The 17381-nt window shown below is 71.2% G+C and carries 14 protein-coding genes; 8 read left to right on the forward strand and 6 right to left on the reverse strand.

The features are described 5' to 3' along the window. Window positions 1-6 precede the first annotated feature (6 nt). The 5 genes from ribA to PV396_RS05815 all read left to right on the forward strand — a co-directional run bounded on the left by ribA (window position 7) and on the right by PV396_RS05815 (window position 5210). Window positions 7-663 carry a GTP cyclohydrolase II gene (gene ribA / locus PV396_RS05795; protein ID WP_319201073.1) on the forward strand — a complete coding sequence of 219 codons (657 nt, stop codon included), beginning with the start codon at window positions 7-9 and terminating at the stop codon, window positions 661-663. Window positions 664-765: 102 nt separating this feature from the next. After that, a complete protein-coding gene (locus tag PV396_RS05800) occupies window positions 766-1752 on the forward strand; it encodes an ornithine cyclodeaminase family protein (protein ID WP_319201075.1) in 987 nt (328 codons plus the stop codon). A gap of 49 nt (window positions 1753-1801) precedes the next feature. Further along, window positions 1802-2950 carry an FAD-binding oxidoreductase gene (locus PV396_RS05805; RefSeq protein WP_319201077.1) on the forward strand — a complete coding sequence of 383 codons (1149 nt, stop codon included), beginning with the start codon at window positions 1802-1804 and terminating at the stop codon, window positions 2948-2950. Continuing rightward, a complete protein-coding gene (locus PV396_RS05810; protein ID WP_319201079.1) occupies window positions 2947-4017 on the forward strand; it encodes a saccharopine dehydrogenase in 1071 nt (356 codons plus the stop codon). The genes PV396_RS05805 and PV396_RS05810 overlap by 4 nt, the downstream gene beginning before the upstream one ends. Next, a complete protein-coding gene (locus tag PV396_RS05815; RefSeq protein WP_319201081.1) occupies window positions 4014-5210 on the forward strand; it encodes a saccharopine dehydrogenase family protein in 1197 nt (398 codons plus the stop codon). Before PV396_RS05810 ends, PV396_RS05815 begins: the two co-directional genes overlap by 4 nt. Before the next feature lie 6 nt (window positions 5211-5216). Here PV396_RS05815 and PV396_RS05820 read toward each other — a convergent pair whose 3' ends face one another. Genes PV396_RS05820 through PV396_RS05830 form a run of 3 tightly spaced genes read right to left on the reverse strand, consistent with a single transcriptional unit; the run spans window position 5217 to window position 8464 of the window. Beyond that, a complete protein-coding gene (locus tag PV396_RS05820; RefSeq protein ID WP_319201083.1) occupies window positions 5217-6446 on the reverse strand; it encodes a serine hydrolase domain-containing protein in 1230 nt (409 codons plus the stop codon). Window positions 6447-6506: 60 nt separating this feature from the next. Beyond that, window positions 6507-7889 (reverse strand): MFS transporter, encoded by a 1383-nt coding sequence (locus PV396_RS05825; protein WP_319201084.1) that lies wholly within the window; start codon window positions 7887-7889, stop codon window positions 6507-6509. Continuing rightward, the gene (locus PV396_RS05830; RefSeq protein ID WP_319201086.1) at window positions 7886-8464 is read right to left on the reverse strand and encodes a TetR/AcrR family transcriptional regulator; all 579 of its coding nucleotides are present in this window, start codon (window positions 8462-8464) and stop codon (window positions 7886-7888) included. Before PV396_RS05830 ends, PV396_RS05825 begins: the two co-directional genes overlap by 4 nt. 249 nt (window positions 8465-8713) lie before the next feature. On the opposite strand from PV396_RS05830, the gene PV396_RS05835 reads away from it, so the two are divergent. After that, complete coding sequence (locus PV396_RS05835) at window positions 8714-9862, forward strand: PQQ-binding-like beta-propeller repeat protein (RefSeq protein ID WP_319201088.1); 1149 nt, start codon at window positions 8714-8716, stop codon at window positions 9860-9862. Window positions 9863-9979: 117 nt separating this feature from the next. On the opposite strand, the gene PV396_RS05840 is transcribed toward PV396_RS05835, so the two are convergent. Further along, window positions 9980-11353 carry an MFS transporter gene (locus PV396_RS05840; protein ID WP_319201090.1) on the reverse strand — a complete coding sequence of 458 codons (1374 nt, stop codon included), beginning with the start codon at window positions 11351-11353 and terminating at the stop codon, window positions 9980-9982. 286 nt (window positions 11354-11639) lie between these two features. Continuing rightward, entirely contained in the window at window positions 11640-12302 is a 663-nt protein-coding gene (locus PV396_RS05845) for a TetR family transcriptional regulator (RefSeq protein ID WP_319201092.1), read from the reverse strand. Window positions 12303-12423: 121 nt separating this feature from the next. On the opposite strand from PV396_RS05845, the gene PV396_RS05850 reads away from it, so the two are divergent. Together PV396_RS05850 and PV396_RS05855 are read left to right on the forward strand one after the other, a co-directional pair. Then, window positions 12424-13317 carry a shikimate dehydrogenase gene (locus PV396_RS05850; protein ID WP_319201094.1) on the forward strand — a complete coding sequence of 298 codons (894 nt, stop codon included), beginning with the start codon at window positions 12424-12426 and terminating at the stop codon, window positions 13315-13317. A 67-nt stretch (window positions 13318-13384) separates the two neighbouring features. Next, complete coding sequence (locus PV396_RS05855) at window positions 13385-15796, forward strand: TIM barrel protein (RefSeq protein ID WP_319201096.1); 2412 nt, start codon at window positions 13385-13387, stop codon at window positions 15794-15796. Window positions 15797-15816: 20 nt separating this feature from the next. Here PV396_RS05855 and PV396_RS05860 read toward each other — a convergent pair whose 3' ends face one another. Next, complete coding sequence (locus tag PV396_RS05860; protein WP_319201098.1) at window positions 15817-17283, reverse strand: membrane-associated oxidoreductase; 1467 nt, start codon at window positions 17281-17283, stop codon at window positions 15817-15819. Between the last annotated feature and the right edge of the window lie 98 nt (window positions 17284-17381).

A 17381-nucleotide genomic window follows, 5' to 3' on the forward strand; every position in this document is an offset into this window, starting at 1 on the left:
CAGATCATGACAGAAAAAATTGGCGTACTCGGCAAAGCCTCCCAGCCCTCGGGAGTGGAACGCGTGGTGAATGCGCCGTTGCCCACCGTGTACGGCGATTTCCAGGCAGTCGGTTACATGGACCACGATCGCGGTGACGAGCAAGTGGCGCTGGTCTACGGCGAGATCGGCGAGGACGACGTTCTGACCAGGCTGCATTCCGAATGCCTGACCGGTGACGCCTTCGGTTCCCAGCACTGCGAATGCGGCGATCAGCTCGACTCCGCGCTGCGCGCGATAGTCGCCGAGGGCAGCGGCATCCTCGTCTACCTCCGGGGGCACGAAGGCCGGGGCATCGGCCTGCTCGCCAAGCTCCGCGCGATGCAGCTCCAGGCGGAAGGCCTGGACACCGTCGAGGCGAACCTCGCGCAGGGTCTGCCGGTGGACTCCCGTGACTACGGCGTCGCGGCGGAGATCCTCCACGACCTCGGTGTCCGTTCGGTGCGCCTGATGTCCAACAACCCGCGCAAGCGCGAGTCGTTGCTCCGCCACGGCATAAAGATCGCCGCGGATGTTCCGCTGCTGATCCCGCCGTGCGAGAACAACATCACCTACCTGCGGACCAAGCGTGAGCGTCTCGACCACGTCCTGCCGCACCTGGACGCGGTGGCGCACTGGTCCTGACCTGACCGGGAGACCCGGCCGGGGGCCCCGATTCAGGGAGCGCGCGTCACTCGGACGCGCGCGGGGGGTGCCAGAAGGCCCGATTCCGGAAAGGAAGAGGGAATGACCGACGACATCCTCTTCCTCTCCCGGGACCAGGTGACGGCCCTCCTCGACGCCGACACGGCGATCGCCTCGCAGCGCGCGGCGTTCGGCGCGTTGGGGGCGGGCGGCGCCGAAGCACGTGGTCTGCCGGATCTGCCGGGCAAGATCATGCACCCCAGCCGCTTCGACGACAGTGTGGTCTTCGCGTACGTCTCCCGGCTGTCCCGGGACACCGGCGCGGTGGCGAAGTTCGGCAGCGTCAACCCCGGCAACGCGGCGGCCGGCCTGCCGACCGTGCACGCCGTCATCACCGTCCTGGACCCGGTCACGGGCGAGCTCGTGGCCGTCATGGACGGCACGGCCGTCACGACCCTGCGTACGGCCGCCGCGAGCGCTGTGGCCTTCGACGCGCTGTCCACGGCCGACAGCGCCGAACTGGCCCTCATCGGCTCGGGAACCCAGGCGCTCGCACACGCGCGTGCGGTCGCCCGGGTACGGGACCTGAAGTCCGTACGGGTGTGGAGCCCGACCCCGGAGCGGCGCGTGCGCGCGGCGGAGCTGCTCGCGGCCGAACTCGGTGTCGCCGCCGAGGCGACCGGCACACCCCGGGAGGCGGTGACGGGAGCGTCGATGATCGCGGCTTGCACCCTCAGCACCACGCCCGTCGTGCGCGGCGCCTGGCTCGCACCCGGGTGCACGGTGATCAGCGTGGGGTCGTTCGAACCGACCCGCAGCGAGGTGGACGCCGAGGTCGTACGACGGTCGGCGGCCGTCGTCGTGGACGACCCGGCGACTGCGGCGGAACACGCCGGCCCAGTGATCGACGCCCTGCGGGACCACCTGCTGACCCGCGAGAACCTGATCGGCCTCGGCGAGATCCTCACCGGCACGCGGACCGCCCGCTCCGGGCCGAAGGACATCGTCTTCTACAACAGCGTCGGTCTGGGTGTGCAGGACGCGGCGGCGGCTTGGGCGGTTGTCCGGGCGGCGAAGGGGGAGAGGTGATGTGCGTGGTGCGGGCGGAGGTGTTCGTGGTCGTGAAGGGGGCGGGGCGATGAGCGTGACGCGGGCGGACGTGGTCGTCGTCGGTGGTGGGGTGATGGGTACGAGCATCGCCTACCAGCTCGCCCGGGCCGGTGTACCGGACGTGGTGCTCGTCGAGCGGGACGAGCTGGCCTCCGGGTCCACCTCACGCGCCGCCGGCGGAGTCCGCGCACAGTTCTCCGACGAGCTCAACATCCAGCTCGGGGCGCGCAGCCTGGAGGCGTTCGGGCGGTTCCAGGAGGAGATCGGGCACGACATCGGACTGCACCGGGTCGGGTATCTCTTCCTCCTCTCCACACCCGAGGACGTCGCGTCCTTCGAGGCGGGGGTGGCGCTGCAGAACTCGCTCGGTGTGCCCAGCCGGATGCTCACCCCGGCCGAGGCACGCGACCTCTCGCCGCTGATCAGCACCGACGGGCTTCTCGCGGCGGCATACTCGCCCGAGGACGGCCACTGCACCCCGGAAGCAGTCGTCCACGGTTACGCCGCCGCCGCTCGCCGCCACGGCGCGACCGTCCTGCGCCACACCGAGGTCACCGGCATCGAACGCGACGGCGACACCATCACGGCCGTGGTCACGGACAAGGGCCGGATCGCCACCGACACCGTGATCTGCGCGGCCGGCGCCTGGTCACGGGCGGTCGGCGCGATGGCGGGCGTCGACCTGCCCGTGGACCCCCTGCGCCGCCAGATCGCGGTCACCGAACCGGTCCCCGGGCTGCCGCCGACGCTCCCCATGACCATCGACTTCAGCAGCAGCCTCTACTTCCACACCGAGGGACCCGGACTGCTCCTCGGCATGTCCGACCCCGACGAGACGACCGGCTTCGCCACCGACACCCACGACCGCTGGATCCCGCGCCTGTACGAGGCGATGGAACACCGGGCGCCCGCCCTGCTCGACCTGCGCCGCACGGGCGGCTGGGCGGGCCTGTACGAGATCACCCCGGACCACAACGCCCTGATCGGGGAGGCGCATTCACCCTCCCGCTTCCTCTACGCCACCGGCTTCTCCGGCCACGGCTTTCTCCAGGGGCCGGCCGTCGGCGAGGTGGTCCGCGACCTCTACCTGGGCCGCGTACCCTTCGTCGACATCAGCCCCTTGAACGCCGGCCGTTTCGCGGCCGAAGCCCTGCGCCCGGAGGTCAACCTCGTATGACCGAGCTCCACTTGTGGCTGCGCCACGAGACCCGTACGACCGAACGCCGCACACCTGTCGTCCCGTCCGACGCCCGGCGGCTCGTCGAGGAGGGGGTGCGCCTGACCGTCGAGGAGTCCCCGCAGCGGATCTTCTCCACGGAGGAGTACGAGGCTGTCGGCTGCGGCACCGCCGACGCCGGGTCCTGGGTCTCCGCTCCCTCGGACGCGGTGATCGTCGGCCTCAAGGAACTCCCCGACCAGCCGGGCGAGTTGCGCCACCGGCACATCTACTTCGGGCACGGCTACAAGGGCCAGCCGGGCGCGGCCGAGCTGCTCGGCCGCTTCGTCGCCGGGGGCGGGGCGCTGCTGGACCTGGAGTACCTGGCGGACGAACAGGGGCGCAGGCTGGCCGCCTTCGGCTACTGGGCCGGATATCTGGGGGCGGCCCTTGCCGTGCTCCAGCACCGGGGCAGGCTGGGCACCCCGCTCGCGCCGACCACCCAGGAAGAGCTGGCCGCCGAACTCCGCGCCGAGGAAGGTGAGTTGAGCGCACTGGTGATCGGCGCCCTGGGCCGCAGCGGGCGCGGTGCGCGTGTCGCGCTCGCCGAGGCAGGCGTCGAACCGACCTGCTGGGACCTCGCGGAGACCCGCAATCTGGACCGACCGGCCCTGCTGGCCCACGAGTTGCTGGTCAACACCGTCCTCACGACGACCCCGGTCCCGCCCTTCCTGACGGACGAGGACCTGGACACCCCCGGCCGACGGCTGCGCACCCTCTCGGACGTCACCGTCGACGTCGGCTCACCCATGAACCTCCTCCCGGTCTACGACACCGCCACCACCTGGGACGACCCGGTGCGCCGGCTGCGGGACGAGCCGCCGCTCGACCTGATCGCCATCGACAACCTGCCGTCCCTGCTGCCCCGCGAGGCGAGCACCGACTTCTCGGCCGCCCTGGTCCCCCAGTTGCTCGACTTCGAGGTGGGTGGAGCATGGGGGCGCTGTCTGGCACGGTTCGACGACACCTGCCGTGAACTCGGCCTGGTCAAAGGCGACTTGGACAACGAAAGGGGAGCGGGCGCATGACTGACACGGTTCCCGCGAGCGGCACCGTCCACTGGATCGGCGCGGGTCTGTCCACGGGCGGCGGACTGGGCGCGCTGTGCGACAGCGACACCGTGCGGCAGGTCCTGGTGTGGCACCGTACGGAGGACCGGGCCGCCGAGGCGCTGGCCCGGCTGGGCCTCACCGGACGCGCCGAACCCCGCGCCTACACCCTCTCCACGCTCACCGCCGAACTGGCCCCCGGAGACATCGTCGTCTCCATGCTCCCCGCGCCCGAACACGCCCCGCTGCTGGCGGCCTGCGTGCGGGGCGGGGCCCACTTCGCGTGCTCGAGCTATGTGTCGGAGGCGGTGCTCGAGCAGGTGCCCGCGGCCGAGGCGGCCAGTCTGGTCGTCCTCACCGAGTGCGGGCTCGACCCGGGCATCGACCACCTCTTCGCGCACAGCCTGGTCACCCGCGCCGAACAGGCGATCGGCGCCGCCACACCGGCCTCGTACCGGCTCACGTCGTACTGCGGAGGGATCCCCGCGGTGCCCAACGACTTCAGGTACCGGTTCAGCTGGGCACCCGCCGGAGTCCTGAACGCCCTTCGCTCGCCCGCCCGTTACATCGAGGACGGCGCCGAGACCGTGGCCGAGAGGCCCTGGGAGGTGACGCGTCCGCACGGGATCGACGGGGAGACCTTCGAGGTGTACCCGAACCGGGACAGCGTGCCGTTCGTCGAGCAGTACGAACTGCCGAAGGTCTGGCAGCCGCTGACCTTCGTCCGGGGCACCCTGCGTCTGGACGGCTGGTCGAGCGCCTGGGACTCCGTCTTCGAGGAGCTGAAGGGCGGCGACGACGAGCGGATCGGCGCTCTGGCACGGGAGTTGGCGGCGCGCTACCCGACGACCGACGCCGACCGCGACCGGGTGGTCCTGGCCGTGTCCCTGGAGGTGGACGCGGACGGGGATGACGCAGACGGGAAGGCGGAAGCGGATGAGGGGCGGCGGCGGAACTGGTCCGGCCGCTATCTGCTCGACCTGGAGGGCGACGCGGCCGAGAGCGCGATGGCCAGGTGCGTCTCCCGCACACTGGCCCTGGGCGTCCGGCACATCCTCGACGGTTCGCTGCCGCCGGGCCTGAGCCGCGCCGCCGAGACGGCACGGCGCTCGGAGGAATGGCTGGACGAACTCGGCAGGGAGGGACTGGAGTTCAGGCTCACCGTCGACTGACGACGGCTAGCCGGTGACGACCGCCTCGTGCACCAGCCGCTTGAGGTCCTGCCAGTAGGACTGGCTCGTCCTGTGTCGTACCTGGGTCATGAACTGCACCGTCAGATCACGGCTCGGGTCGACGAAGAACGTCGTCGTCGCCACCCCGCTCCAGCCGTAGGTGCCGAGGCCGGCCGGGGCGAGGGTGCGGGGCGGGTCGATCACCACCGAGACCCCGAGGCCGAAACCGACGCCCGCGTTGCCGGGTTCGTCATGGGGAGGGGCACCGAAGGTGCGCAGATCGACACCGCCGGGAAGGTGGTTCGAGGTCATCAGGGCCACGGTCTCTGCCGACAGGACCCGCACACCGTCGAGTTCGCCGCCCCGGCGCAGCATCTCCATGAACCGGTGGTAGTCGTGGGCGGTGGCGACCACACCGCCACTCCCGGACAGGAACCGGGGCCGGCCCTTGAGCGGCAGACCCAGGGTCGGCTCGATGCCGCCGTCCTCGGTCTCCCCGTACAACTCGGCCAGTCGGCCGGTCTGTTCGCCGTTCACACAGAAACCGGCGTCCGTCATACCGAGCGGGCGGAAGACACGGTCCGCGACGAACTCGTCGAGCGGCTGTCCGGAAGCCACCTCGATGACCCGGCCGAGGACGTTCGTGGCGACGGAGTAGTTCCACTGGGTCCCCGGCTCGAACTGGAGCGGCAGACTCGCGTAGACCGCGCACGTCTCCGCCAGCGTCGAGCCCGGCACCACCGAGGACTCCAGGTTGGCGGCGCGATACAGGGCGTCCACGGGGTGCGAGTGGTAGAAGGCGAAGGTGAGACCCGCCGTGTGGGTCAACAGGTGCCGGATCAGAAGGGGTTCGGCGGGCCGGGTGACGAGGTCGTCGCTCCCCGAACCGCTCACGTACACGCGCGGGTCGGCGAACTCCGGCAGGAAGCGCGACACGGGGTCCGTGAGCGAGAGCCGGCCCTCCTCCAGGAGGGTCAGCGCGGCGACCGAGGTGATCGGCTTGCTCATGGAGTAGATCCGCCACAGGGTGTCGGACTCGACCGGAAGTCCGGCCGCCAGGTCCCGCAGGCCGTACGTGGTGAGATGGGCGACGCGGCCGGCGCGGGCCACGGACACGAGGAAGCCGGGGAGGCGTCCCTCGTCCACCACGTGGGCGAAGTGCTGGTCGAGGCGGTCCAGCGCCTTCGCGTCCAGCCCGACCTCGCCCGGCTCGACCTCTTGTCGCAGCTGTGCCATGCGTTGCGTTCCCCTCCGGTCGCTTGCAGTGCGGTCCTGTCATACCCCGAAAGGATCACCTCAGGCCCTAAGACCCCCATGGTGTCGCAGGGACCTGGCAGACGTCGCCCCGCGGTCGTCCACGACCGGTAGTTTCCGGGCGGCCAGTACGGCGAGGAGGACCACGCCCGCGAGTACGGGCAACGCCGTCCGCGGCCCGTCGGTGACCGTGGCGAGCGTGGTCGCCGTCGCCACCCCGAGGACCGGGCCGACGTTCATCGCGGTCTGCTGCAGCCCGCCCGCCACCCCGGCGGACCCGGCCGGGACCTGCCGTACGACCACGGCGGTCGCGGTCACCATCACGGTGGCGAAACCTGCTCCGAGCAGCAGGAATCCCCCGCCGACCCACACCGCCCCGGCCGCCCGGAACAGCACGGACACCCCGAGCGCCAGCAGGACCAGCCCGGTCACGGTCGTCCGCCGGGGCCCGCAGCGACGGAGCAGCACGGCGGCCGACGGCGCTCCCAGCACCATCGCCACACCGCCGGGCAGCGCCGCCAGACTCGTCCGCAACGGGTCCATCCCCAGTTCGTCCTGCAGTACATAACTGGCTACGAAGAGTGTGCCGAACATCGCAGCCGACGCGGCCACGAGAACGCCCAGCGCGGCGCCCACGGCCACCGATCCGAGCACGTCGTACGGCAGCAGCGGGTCCGCCGTACGCCGCTCATGGCGTAGGAGAAGCAGGCCCGCGCCCGTCGCCGCCGTCAGCGCCGACATGACCGACGGAGTCCAGCCGTGCTCCGGGACACCGACGAGCGCGTGGACGAGACAGGCAAGGCATATCGCCAGCAGCGCGGCGCCGGGGAGGTCGAGCCGCCCGTGGCCGGTCTCGGTCGGTCTGCGCAGACCAGGGGCACGGACGACCGACGCCAGCACGCCCAGCACCAGCGCCGGCACGACATTGAGGAAGAACACCGCCCGCCAGCCCAGTTGGGTCACCAGTACCCCGCCCACCAGTGGACCGGCCGCCGCGGCCACCCCGATCGCGCTGGTCCGCAACGCGATCGGCATCCCCAGCCGGTCGGGCGGAAACGCGGCGCGCAGCATCCCGAGCGTGGCGGGTTGCAGCAGCGCGCCGAAGACCCCCTGAAGGGCCCGCAGCCCGATCACCCAGCCCACCCCGGACGCGAACCCGATGCCCGCCGACACCGCGCCGAACCCCAACACGCCGATGGTGAACAGCCGTTGATGCCCGTACCGGTCCCCGAGCCGCCCGGCGAACACGAGCAGACTCGCCACCGCGATGAGATACGCGGTACTCGTCCACTGGACCTCGGCGAAGGAGGCGTGCAGATCCCGTTGCAGGGTGGGCTGCGCGATGGTCAGCACGGTGCCGTCGAGTGCGACGACCACCGCACCGATCACACTGCTCGCGAGAACGACCCGCCGATGCGCGCTCACCGTCCCTCCGGCCCGAGGTGCGCGGCAAGAGCCGCATCCAGCAGAGGTGCGAAGTCGTCGGCGCCGGTGGCGAGTTGGAGGCTGCCCCAGGACCAGAGCTGGGCGATGCCGTAGAGGTTCGCCAGCAGTGACCCGGCGACAACCCGGGCGTCGGCGTCCGGCCGGGCCCGCCCGACGAGATCCACCAGCAGGCCGAAGACCGGCAGGCTGGCCTCGCGCAGCCCCAACGTGTTGCTCTCCAGCAGATCGTGACGGAACATCAGCTCGTGCATGCCCCGGTTCGTGAGGGCGAAGTCGAGGTACACGCGCCCGAGAACGGCGATCTGCTCCCGGGGCTCCGTCGTTGCGAGCCCGCTGTCCTCGATCGCCCGTGAACCCCTGGCCGCCAACTCGGTGAACCCTCGGCGGGCGATGGCGGACAGCAGCTCCAAGTGGGTCGGGAAGTAGCGACGAGGGGCGCCGTGCGAGACACCGGCCCGTCGTGCGATCTCCCGGAGGGTGAGCGCGTGGACGCCTTCCGAGGTCACGAGATCGACGCCGACATCGATGAGGCGGGTCCGCAGAGAGTCACTCATAGACACTGTCTACCAGTAGTGGGTAGACAGTGTCTACTCGCTCGGTTCCAGCTGCCTCGCGGATTCGTGAAGATCTCCAACTGCTGGAAAACAAAGAGCGGTTGGCGTGCCTCAGGGGGACTATGTGACGCGGAAGCGGGCAACCGCACCCCGCAGTCGGTCCACGTGTACGCATCGCCAAGGTGATGCCGGAGGATGAGGGATGTCTGAGTGAATCTTCGAAGAACTATCGCCGTTCTGTTAGGCGGGGTGCTGTCGGTTCTCGGCCTCGTGACGCCGGCCGGCGCCCAATCGATCACCATTGGTGTCTCCACCACCTACCAGATCAACGCACGGCACGACGGCAGTCTCGTCGACACCGCCGTGGGCGCGCCGCCCCTCAGCCAGAAGTGGTCCCGCGACCTGGGTGGGGACGTCTCCTACCCCGTCGTGGCAGGCGGGCGCGTCTTCGTCACCGCTTCGTCGCCGGACGGGTACGGCACCGTCCTCCATGCCCTGAACGCGGCCACGGGCCAGGACGCCTGGGCGCCCGTCGACCTCGGTGGCACGTACTGGTGGTCCGCTCTCGCCTACGGGGGCGGTCGGCTCTACGCCCAGAACTACGACGGCGTGCTGACCGCGTTCAACCCGGCCAACGGGAAGAAGATCTGGACCGTCACCCTGCCCGGGCAGTACTCCTTCACCTCTCCGCCCACTTTCGCCGACGGCGTGGTGTACACGGGCGGCGCCGGCTCGGGCGGCACCCTCTACGCGGTGAACGCGGCCAGCGGTGCGGTGCTCTGGACCCAGCCGGTCGCGAACGGGGACAACAGCTCGCCCGCCGTCTCGGCCAACGGGGTCTACGTCTCGTACGCCTGCGAGCAGACGTACGCCTTCGCCCCCAAGACCGGCGCCCCGATGTGGCACCACGACACGGAGTGCTCCGGCGGCGGGGGCCGCACCCCTGTGCTCGCCGACGGCGGTGTCTGGGTTCGCGACGACGCCGGGATGACCCCCACGGTCCTCAACGCGGCCGACGGGAAGGTCCGTGGCACCTACGAGGCCACGGGCTGGTCGCCGGCACCCGCCTTCGACGGCCGCCAGGGCTACTTCGTCGACGACGGTGTCCTTCAGGAGCGGCACAGCCGCACGCTGGCCAGTCGCTGGAAGTTCGAGGGCGACGGCGAGATCAGCACGGCGCCGATCGTCGTCAACGGCTATGTCTACGTCGGCTCGCGAAGCGGTCAGCTGTGGGCGCTCAACGGCGCCACCGGTCAGCCGGTCTGGTCCACCGACGTCGGCGCGCCGATCGACGAGCCCGACGAGCACAACGTGTCACAGCCGCTCACCGGTCTCGGTGCGGGCGGCGGGCTCGTGGTGGTTCCGGCCACCAACCTGCTGGTCGCATACGGGCAGTGAGCGATACCGGGGCGGTGAGCAGGGCAGGCCTCGCGCTCGGCGCGTGAGGGCCTCACCCGCGAATGCCCAGGTCCCCGAACAGCCCATCGCTGTCGGGGACCTGGGCGGTGGCGGTGCTCAGGCCGACACGGCCTCGCGCTTCGCCGTGTTCTCGGCGCCGCGCTCGCCGAGACGCTCCGTGGGTATCCGGTGCGTCTCACGTGCCGTGATCGCGGCCAGCACCGGCGGAACGCACAGGGCCGCCGTGAACAGGGCGACCGAGAACCAGTCGTCCCCGTCCGGACCGGCGATCTCGGCGGCGAAGGTGACCGCGAAACCGGCGACGGCGAAGCCGATCTGGGTGCCGATCGCCATGCCCGACAGGCGTACCCGGGTCGAGAACATCTCGCCGTAGAAGGACGGCCAGATGCCGTTCGCGGCGCTGTAGACCACACCGAAGGTGATGATGCCGAGGACCAGGATCAGCGGGTACGAGCCCGTGGAGATCGCCCACAGGTAGACGAACATCATGACCCCGCTGCCGGCGGCACCCACCAGGAACACCGGGCGGCGGCCGATGCGGTCGGACAGCGTGGCCCAGAGCGGAATCGCGGCCAGCGCGACCACGTTGGCGAGTGCGGCCACCCACAGCATGGACGAGCGGTCCATGCCGACGGCGTCGCTGGTCGCGTACGCGAGCGCCCAGACCGTGAAGATCGTGGAGACCGACGCGACCAGCGCGCCCGCGACCACCCGCAGTACGTCCGCCCAGTGCTCGCGCAGCAGGATCAGCAGCGGCATCTTCACGACGCCCTCGGCTGCGGCCTGCTGGGCGAAGGCCGGGGTCTCCTCCAGCTTGCGCCGGATGACGTAGCCGACGACGGCGACCGCGATGCTCAGCCAGAACGGCACACGCCAGCCCCAGGAGAGCAACTGGTCCTCGGGCATCGCCGCGACCGGGATGAACACCAGCGTGGCGAGGAGCTGCCCGCCCTGGGTGCCGCTCAGGGTGAAACTGGTGAAGAAGCCGCGCCGGCCCGGCGGAGCGTGTTCGAGGGTCATGGAGTTCGCGCTGGCCTGCTCACCGGCGGCCGAGATGCCCTGGAGGACACGGCAGAGCACGAGGAGCACCGGGGCGAGGGTGCCGACCTGCTCGCGGGTGGGGAGGCAGCCGATGAGGAACGTCGACAGGCCCATCAGGATCAGCGTGAACACCATGATCTTCTTGCGGCCGAGCCGGTCGCCGAAGTGCCCGAGGAAGAGCGCCCCGACGGGGCGGGCCGCGTACGCGACACCGAACGTACCCAGCGACAGCAGGGTCGCGGTGGCCGGGTCGGACTCGTCGAAGAAGACCTTCGGGAAGATCAGGGCGGCCGCGCTGCCGTAGATGAAGAAGTCGTAGTACTCCAGCGCGCTGCCGATCCAGGCGGCCGTGGCGGCTTTCTTCGGCTGGCCCTCGGGCGGGGCGTCCAGGGATGCGTCGGGGTCGCGGGGGGCGACGGAATCCGCCACGGCGTGCTCCTTCGGGGGAACTCCACCGTAGGTGGAGTGAGCGGAGGGGGATGACGAGGGGGGAGGGCGAGCGGGGAAAGGCCAGTGGGAAGGGCGAGGGGGGAGGTAGAGCGCCGGATCCCTGGGGGTGGTGGGACGGCCGTGCCGGGAGTCGACCAACTCCCGGCTAATTAACCCACTGGATAGTTAGTAGCGGTTGGCTACGGATGTTGCGCCCAGGTTTCCCGGGTGTCAAGAGGTCGCGCCGAGGATCCTGCCCGGCGCAGGCCCGCGCGTGCGCCCCTCGTCAGGCCGTACGGTCCGCCGTCAGATAGGCGATGACCATGTCGCCGAGCATCGTCCGGTAGTGCTCGCGCTGGTCCGGCGCCGTCAGATCGCGGCCGAACAGCGCGCCGAAGGTGTGCCGGTTGGAGACCCGGAAGAAGCAGAAGGAGCTGATCATGGCGTGCAGGTCCACGGCGTCCACGTCCGCCGTGAACAGCCCCGACTCGCGGCCTGAGGCCAGGATCCGGCGGATCACCTCCAGCGCGGGCGAGCCGATCTTCCCGAGTTGCTCCGAGGCGGTGATGTGCTCGCCCTCGTGGATGTTCTCGATGCTGACCAGCCGGATGAAGTCGGGGTGCGCCTCATGGTGGTCGAAGGTGAGTTCGGCGAGGCGTCGGATCGCCGCGACCGGGTCCAGATGCTCGACGTCGAGATCCTGTTCGGCCTGCCGGATCACGGTGTACGCGCGCTCCAGCACGGCCGTGAACAGCTGTTCCTTGCCGCCGAAGTAGTAGTAGATCATCCGCTTGGTGGTGCGGGTGAGGGCGGCGATCTCGTCGACCCGGGCGCCCGCCAGGCCGGCCCGGGCGAACTCCTTGGTGGCCACGTCGAGGATCTCGGCTCTGGTCCGGGCGGCGTCGCGGATGCGCCCGCCTGTGTGTGCCGGTTCTTCGACGCTGGTCATCGGGTTCCTTCGGGCGAGGGGCCAGTCCCGTGATTCTAGAAGCGCACGTGAGGGGCTTCCCCGCAGCCCGGTCCTGCTGATATAGCTAACGTACTAGTTCGTACATTAATGGAGGTCGGTCGTGGCCAAGGACTCCTTTCTCGTCGGGCTCATCGGCTCCGGCATCGGCCCGTCGCTGAGCCCCGCGCTGCACGAGCGGGAGGCCGACCGGCAGGGGCTGCGCTATCTGTACCGGCTCATCGACATCGACGCGCTGGGCGTCGAGGCACGGGCGGTGGGCGATCTCGTGCGGGCCGCCCGTGATCTCGGCTTCGACGGGCTGAACATCACACACCCGTGCAAGCAGCTCGTCATCGAACACCTCGACGGCCTGGATCCGCAGGCCGAGGCGCTCGGTGCCGTCAACACCGTGGTCTTCGAGGACGGCCGGGCGGTCGGCCACAACACCGACGTGACCGGTTTCGCCGCGTCCTTCGCACGCGGTCTGCCCGACGCCCCGCTGGACCGGGTCGTACAGCTCGGGGCCGGTGGCGCGGGCGCGGCCGTCGCACACGCCACGCTCACTCTCGGCGCCGGCCGGGTCACCGTCGTCGACGCGCTGCCCGACCGCGCCGCCGACCTCGCCGCGTCCCTCAACCGGCACTTCGGCGCCGACCGGGCGAGCGCCGCGACGCCCGACCGGCTGGCGGCGCTGATCGGCGGGGCCGACGACGGCGGTGCCGTCGACGGGGTGGTGCACGCGACGCCCACCGGGATGGCCGCCCACCCCGGCCTGCCCGTTCCCGCCGAGCTGCTGCACCCCGGACTCTGGGTCGCCGAGGTCGTCTACCGTCCGCTGGAGACCGAGTTGCTGCGCACCGCCCGCGCGACGGGCTGCGCCACGCTCGACGGCGGCGGCATGGCCGTCTTCCAGGCCGCGGACGCGTTCCGTCTCTTCACCGGCCGCGAACCGGACACCGCGCGCATGCTGGCCGACATCGCAGAACTGGCGGGCGCCCTGTCGGCACCGAAGTAGAAGCAGGCAGTAGCGGCAAGTAATAGCAGCGGGAAGCAAGAAGCAGACAGAAGGCAGAGGTATCGACGTGCGTACGTCCATCGCCACCGTGTCGCTCAGCGGCCCCCTGACCGAGAAGCTCACGGCTGCCGCGCGGGCCGGCTTCGACGGGGTCGAGATCTTCGAGAACGACCTGCTGGCGAGCCCCCTCACCCCCGAGGAGATCCGCGCCCGGTGCGCCGACCTCGGTCTCACCATCGACCTCTACCAGCCGATGCGTGACATCGAGGCCGTGCCCGAGGACGAGTTCGCCCGCAATCTGCGCCGCGCCCGGCACAAGTTCGAGCTGATGCGGCGGCTCGGCACGGACACCGTTCTCGTCTGCTCCAGCGTCTCCCCGCTCGCCGTCGACGACGACGCCCTCGCCGCCGCCCAGCTGAGCCGACTGGCCGACCTGGCCCAGGAGTTCGGCGTCCGCGTGGCCTACGAGGCCCTCGCCTGGGGGCGGCACGTCAGTACGTACGACCACGCCTGGAGCATCGTCGAGTCGGCCGGCCATCCCGCGCTCGGCACCTGCCTCGACAGCTTCCACATCCTGTCCCGGGGCTCGGATCCCAAGGGGATCGAGGACATCCCCGGCGAGAAGATCTTCTTCCTCCAGCTCGCCGACGCTCCGCTGCTCGCCATGGACGTGCTGCAGTGGAGCCGCCACTACCGCTGTTTCCCCGGGCAGGGCGGCTTCGACGTCGCGGGTCTGCTGCGCCACGTCGTCCGGGCCGGATACGACGGTCCGCTGTCCCTCGAGGTCTTCAACGACGTGTTCCGGCAGGCCGAGGCGGGCCCCACCGCTGTCGACGCCCGGCGCTCCCTGCTGGTCCTCCAGGAGAGCGTGGGCCTGGCCCGGCTGCCCGAACCCGTCGTCCCCGCCGGTATCGCCTTCGCCGAACTCGTCACCCCCGACGCGGAACCGGTCGCGGCCGTCCTCCGCGCTCTCGGCCTCAGCCGTACGGCCCGCCACCGCAGCAAGCCCGTCGACCTCTGGGAGCGCGGGGAGGCCCGCATCCTCGTCAACACCGGCCCGGCCGCCCGCCGCGACGGCACCGCACTCGCCGCCGTAGGCCTGGAGTCACCGAACCCCGCGGGCGCCGCCCGCCGCGCCGAGTCCCTGCTGGCCCCGGTCCTGCCCCGCCGCCGGGCCCCGCAGGACGTCCCGCTCGAAGCGGTGGCAGCCCCCGACGACACGGAACTCTTCTTCTGCGCCACGAACCACCCCGAACTCCCCAACTGGCGAACCGACTTCGAGCCCACCAGAGCCACCGGGCCCATCGAGTCCGCCGCGCCCGCCGAAGCCGCCGGGTCCGTTGAGGCAGCCGAGCCCGCCGAGCCCGCCGGGTCCACCAGGCCCGCCGGGTCCGCCGGGCCCATCGAGGCAGCCGGGTCTGCCGGGTCCATTGAGTCGGCCGGGTCCGCCGGGCCTGCGGGGTCTGCCGGGTGCGCCGAGTCCGCCGGCGCCGTCGAGGCAACCGAGTCTCGCGGGTCTGTTGAGACAGCCGGGCCTGCCGGGTCCATTGAGTCGGCCGGGTCCGCCGGGCCTGCGGGGTCTGCCGGGTGCGCCGAGTCCGCCGGCGCCGTCGACGCAACCGAGTCTCGCGGGTCTGTTGAGACAGCCGGGCCTGCCGGGTCCGCCGGGTCCGTCGAGGCAGCCAGCCCCGCCGGGTCCACCAGCCCCGCCGGGTCCACCAGGCCCGCTGGGTACTCCGGGTACTCCGGGTCTGCCGAGGCAGTCGAGTCCGGCGGGTCCGTCGAGGCAGCCGGGCCCGCCGGGTCTACCGCGCCTGCCGGGCCCGCCGGGTCTACCGTGCCTGCCAGGTCCGTCGAGGCGGTCGGGTCAACCGGGCCCGCCGGGTCCGTCGCGTCCACCGGGTCCGCTGGGCCCGGCGAAGCCGTAACCGGTGTGACGGGCATCGACCACCTCGCCCTCACCCAGCCCTGGCACCAGTTCGACGAGGCCGCCCTCTTTCACCGCAGTGTGCTCGGGCTGCATGCCCAGGAGAGTGTCGACGTCGCCGACCCGTACGGCCTCTTCCGTAGCCGGGCCGTCACCAACTCCGTTGGCAGCGTACGGATCGCGCTCGCCGTCGGACCCGGTCCCACCGACGACGGCACCCGTGCCCAGCACATCGCGCTGGCCACCGGCGACATCGTGGCCGCCGCGCGGCGCTTCCGGGAGGCGGGTGGCAGGCTGCTGCCGATCCCGGCGAACTACTACGACGACCTGGCGGCCCGATTCGAGCTCGACGAGGGCGAGTTGGCGGACTACCGCGAGCTCGGCATCCTCTACGACCGTGACGCGCAGGGCGAGTTCAGGCACTGCTACACGCGGACCGTGGGCCGCGTCTTCTTCGAACTGGTCCAGCGCGACGGCGGCTACCAGGGCTACGGCGCCCAGAACGCCCCGGTACGGCTCGCCGCCCAGCACGCGCAACGCCCGCTTCGGTAAAGGGAGCCGCCCTCGCACCGCTACTGCCGGGCGACGCTCCTGCTCACCCCGGCGATGACGGTCGTGGCCAGGATCCAGCCGGTCAGGATGAGGACGTACGACAGGTACTGGTACCCGTCCTCGGGTGCGAAGGCCCCCTCCTGGCCGAAGGAGATCACCGGGAGGAGCAGGTCGAGGGTGTAGAAGACCGGGTTGAACTCCGGGGCCTCGTCCGCCTTGAGCGGGCTCGGGTGGTGCAGCGCGAACGCGATCGAGCCCGCCGCCAGCAGCGACAGCAGCCAGACGGCGGCGCGCAGCGGGCGGAAACCGTAGCCGACCGTGGTGTCCTGGAGGTGTCCCCAGGTCCGGCCGAGCCAGGGCAGGGTGGCCCGGTGCCGGCGCAGCTTGGCGAGCTGGACGCGGCGGGCCGCGCCCTCGTCGCCGGCGTGCCGGTAGGCGGCGGCCAACTGCTCGTAGGCGTAGGGGACATAGCCGTCGCCGTCGCGTTCGAGCAGGGGCAGTCGGCGATGGGTCGGCTCGTGCGGATTGAGGGCCGTGTAGGTGAGGTTGTTGAAGAGCACCTCACCCGGCGCCACCTCCGACTCGAAGCCCAGTACGTCGATCCGGGAGCGGCGCAGATGCAGCCTGCCCTCGATGGGCGCGCACCGGTACAGCCACAACTCGCCGATGGTGCAACTGCTGGCCCGCAGAGCCGTACCCCCGGGGTTGGACAGCCGCGCCCGCGTGAAGTCGAGGGAGCCCGCGATACGGGAGCCGCGCAGGTCGATGCCCCCCTGGGTACGCAGGTTCCGCGCCCGTACGTCGGCCCGCACCTCGAGGGAGCGCGCGCACAGGGCATGGCCGCCGGGGTTGCTCAGATCGGCGTCGTCCAGGGCGATCGACCCGCCGACCGTGGCGCCGTCGAGCCGCATCTCGCCCCGCACCCGCAGTCCCGGTGCCGCGAACCCGTCGCCGAGGACGGCCTGATGGAGCTGGAGCACCGGTACGGACGGGTCGGACGTGGTGAGTTCGGCCCCGTCCATGAAGAGCGCGCCCGCTATCTGGGACCCGGCCAGCTTCACCGGTCCGCGCACCCGGCAGTCCGTCATCCGCAGCGGCCCGTCGATCCGCGTACTGGCGAGGCTGAGGGACGGGAGCACCGAGCCGCGCAGATTCAGCTGGCGCAGCCGGGAGCCGTAGAAGTCGGGAGACTCGTCGAAGTGGCAGTACCGCAGGTGGAGGGGGTGGTCCACCCCCGCGTACATGAGGTTCAGCTGTCCGGTGACGCGGGCGCCCGACAGCCTGAGCCTGGGGACCTCGCCGTCCTGCTGAGCCCTGAGCAGCAGAGCCCGGAGCACCGAGGCGCGTATGGTCCGCTCCGGACCCCAGTCGGCGCCGGTGGCCGGGTTGTCGGCCTCGGCCTCACCCTCGCGGAAGTCCACGGGCTCCCCCTTGGGGAAGGCCCGCCACACCCGCTCCTCGGCCGGCGTCAGATCGTTGATCTCCATCGGGGCGACTCTGACGCGCCGTCGCCGCACATGTCAATCGGGCCCGGGGACAATGCCCCGGACCCGATCACCACTTCAGTCGCCGGACCCGGTCACAG

This window comes from Streptomyces sp. ME02-8801-2C (genome assembly GCF_033793965.1).
Taxonomy (GTDB): Bacteria; Actinomycetota; Actinomycetes; order Streptomycetales; family Streptomycetaceae; genus Streptomyces.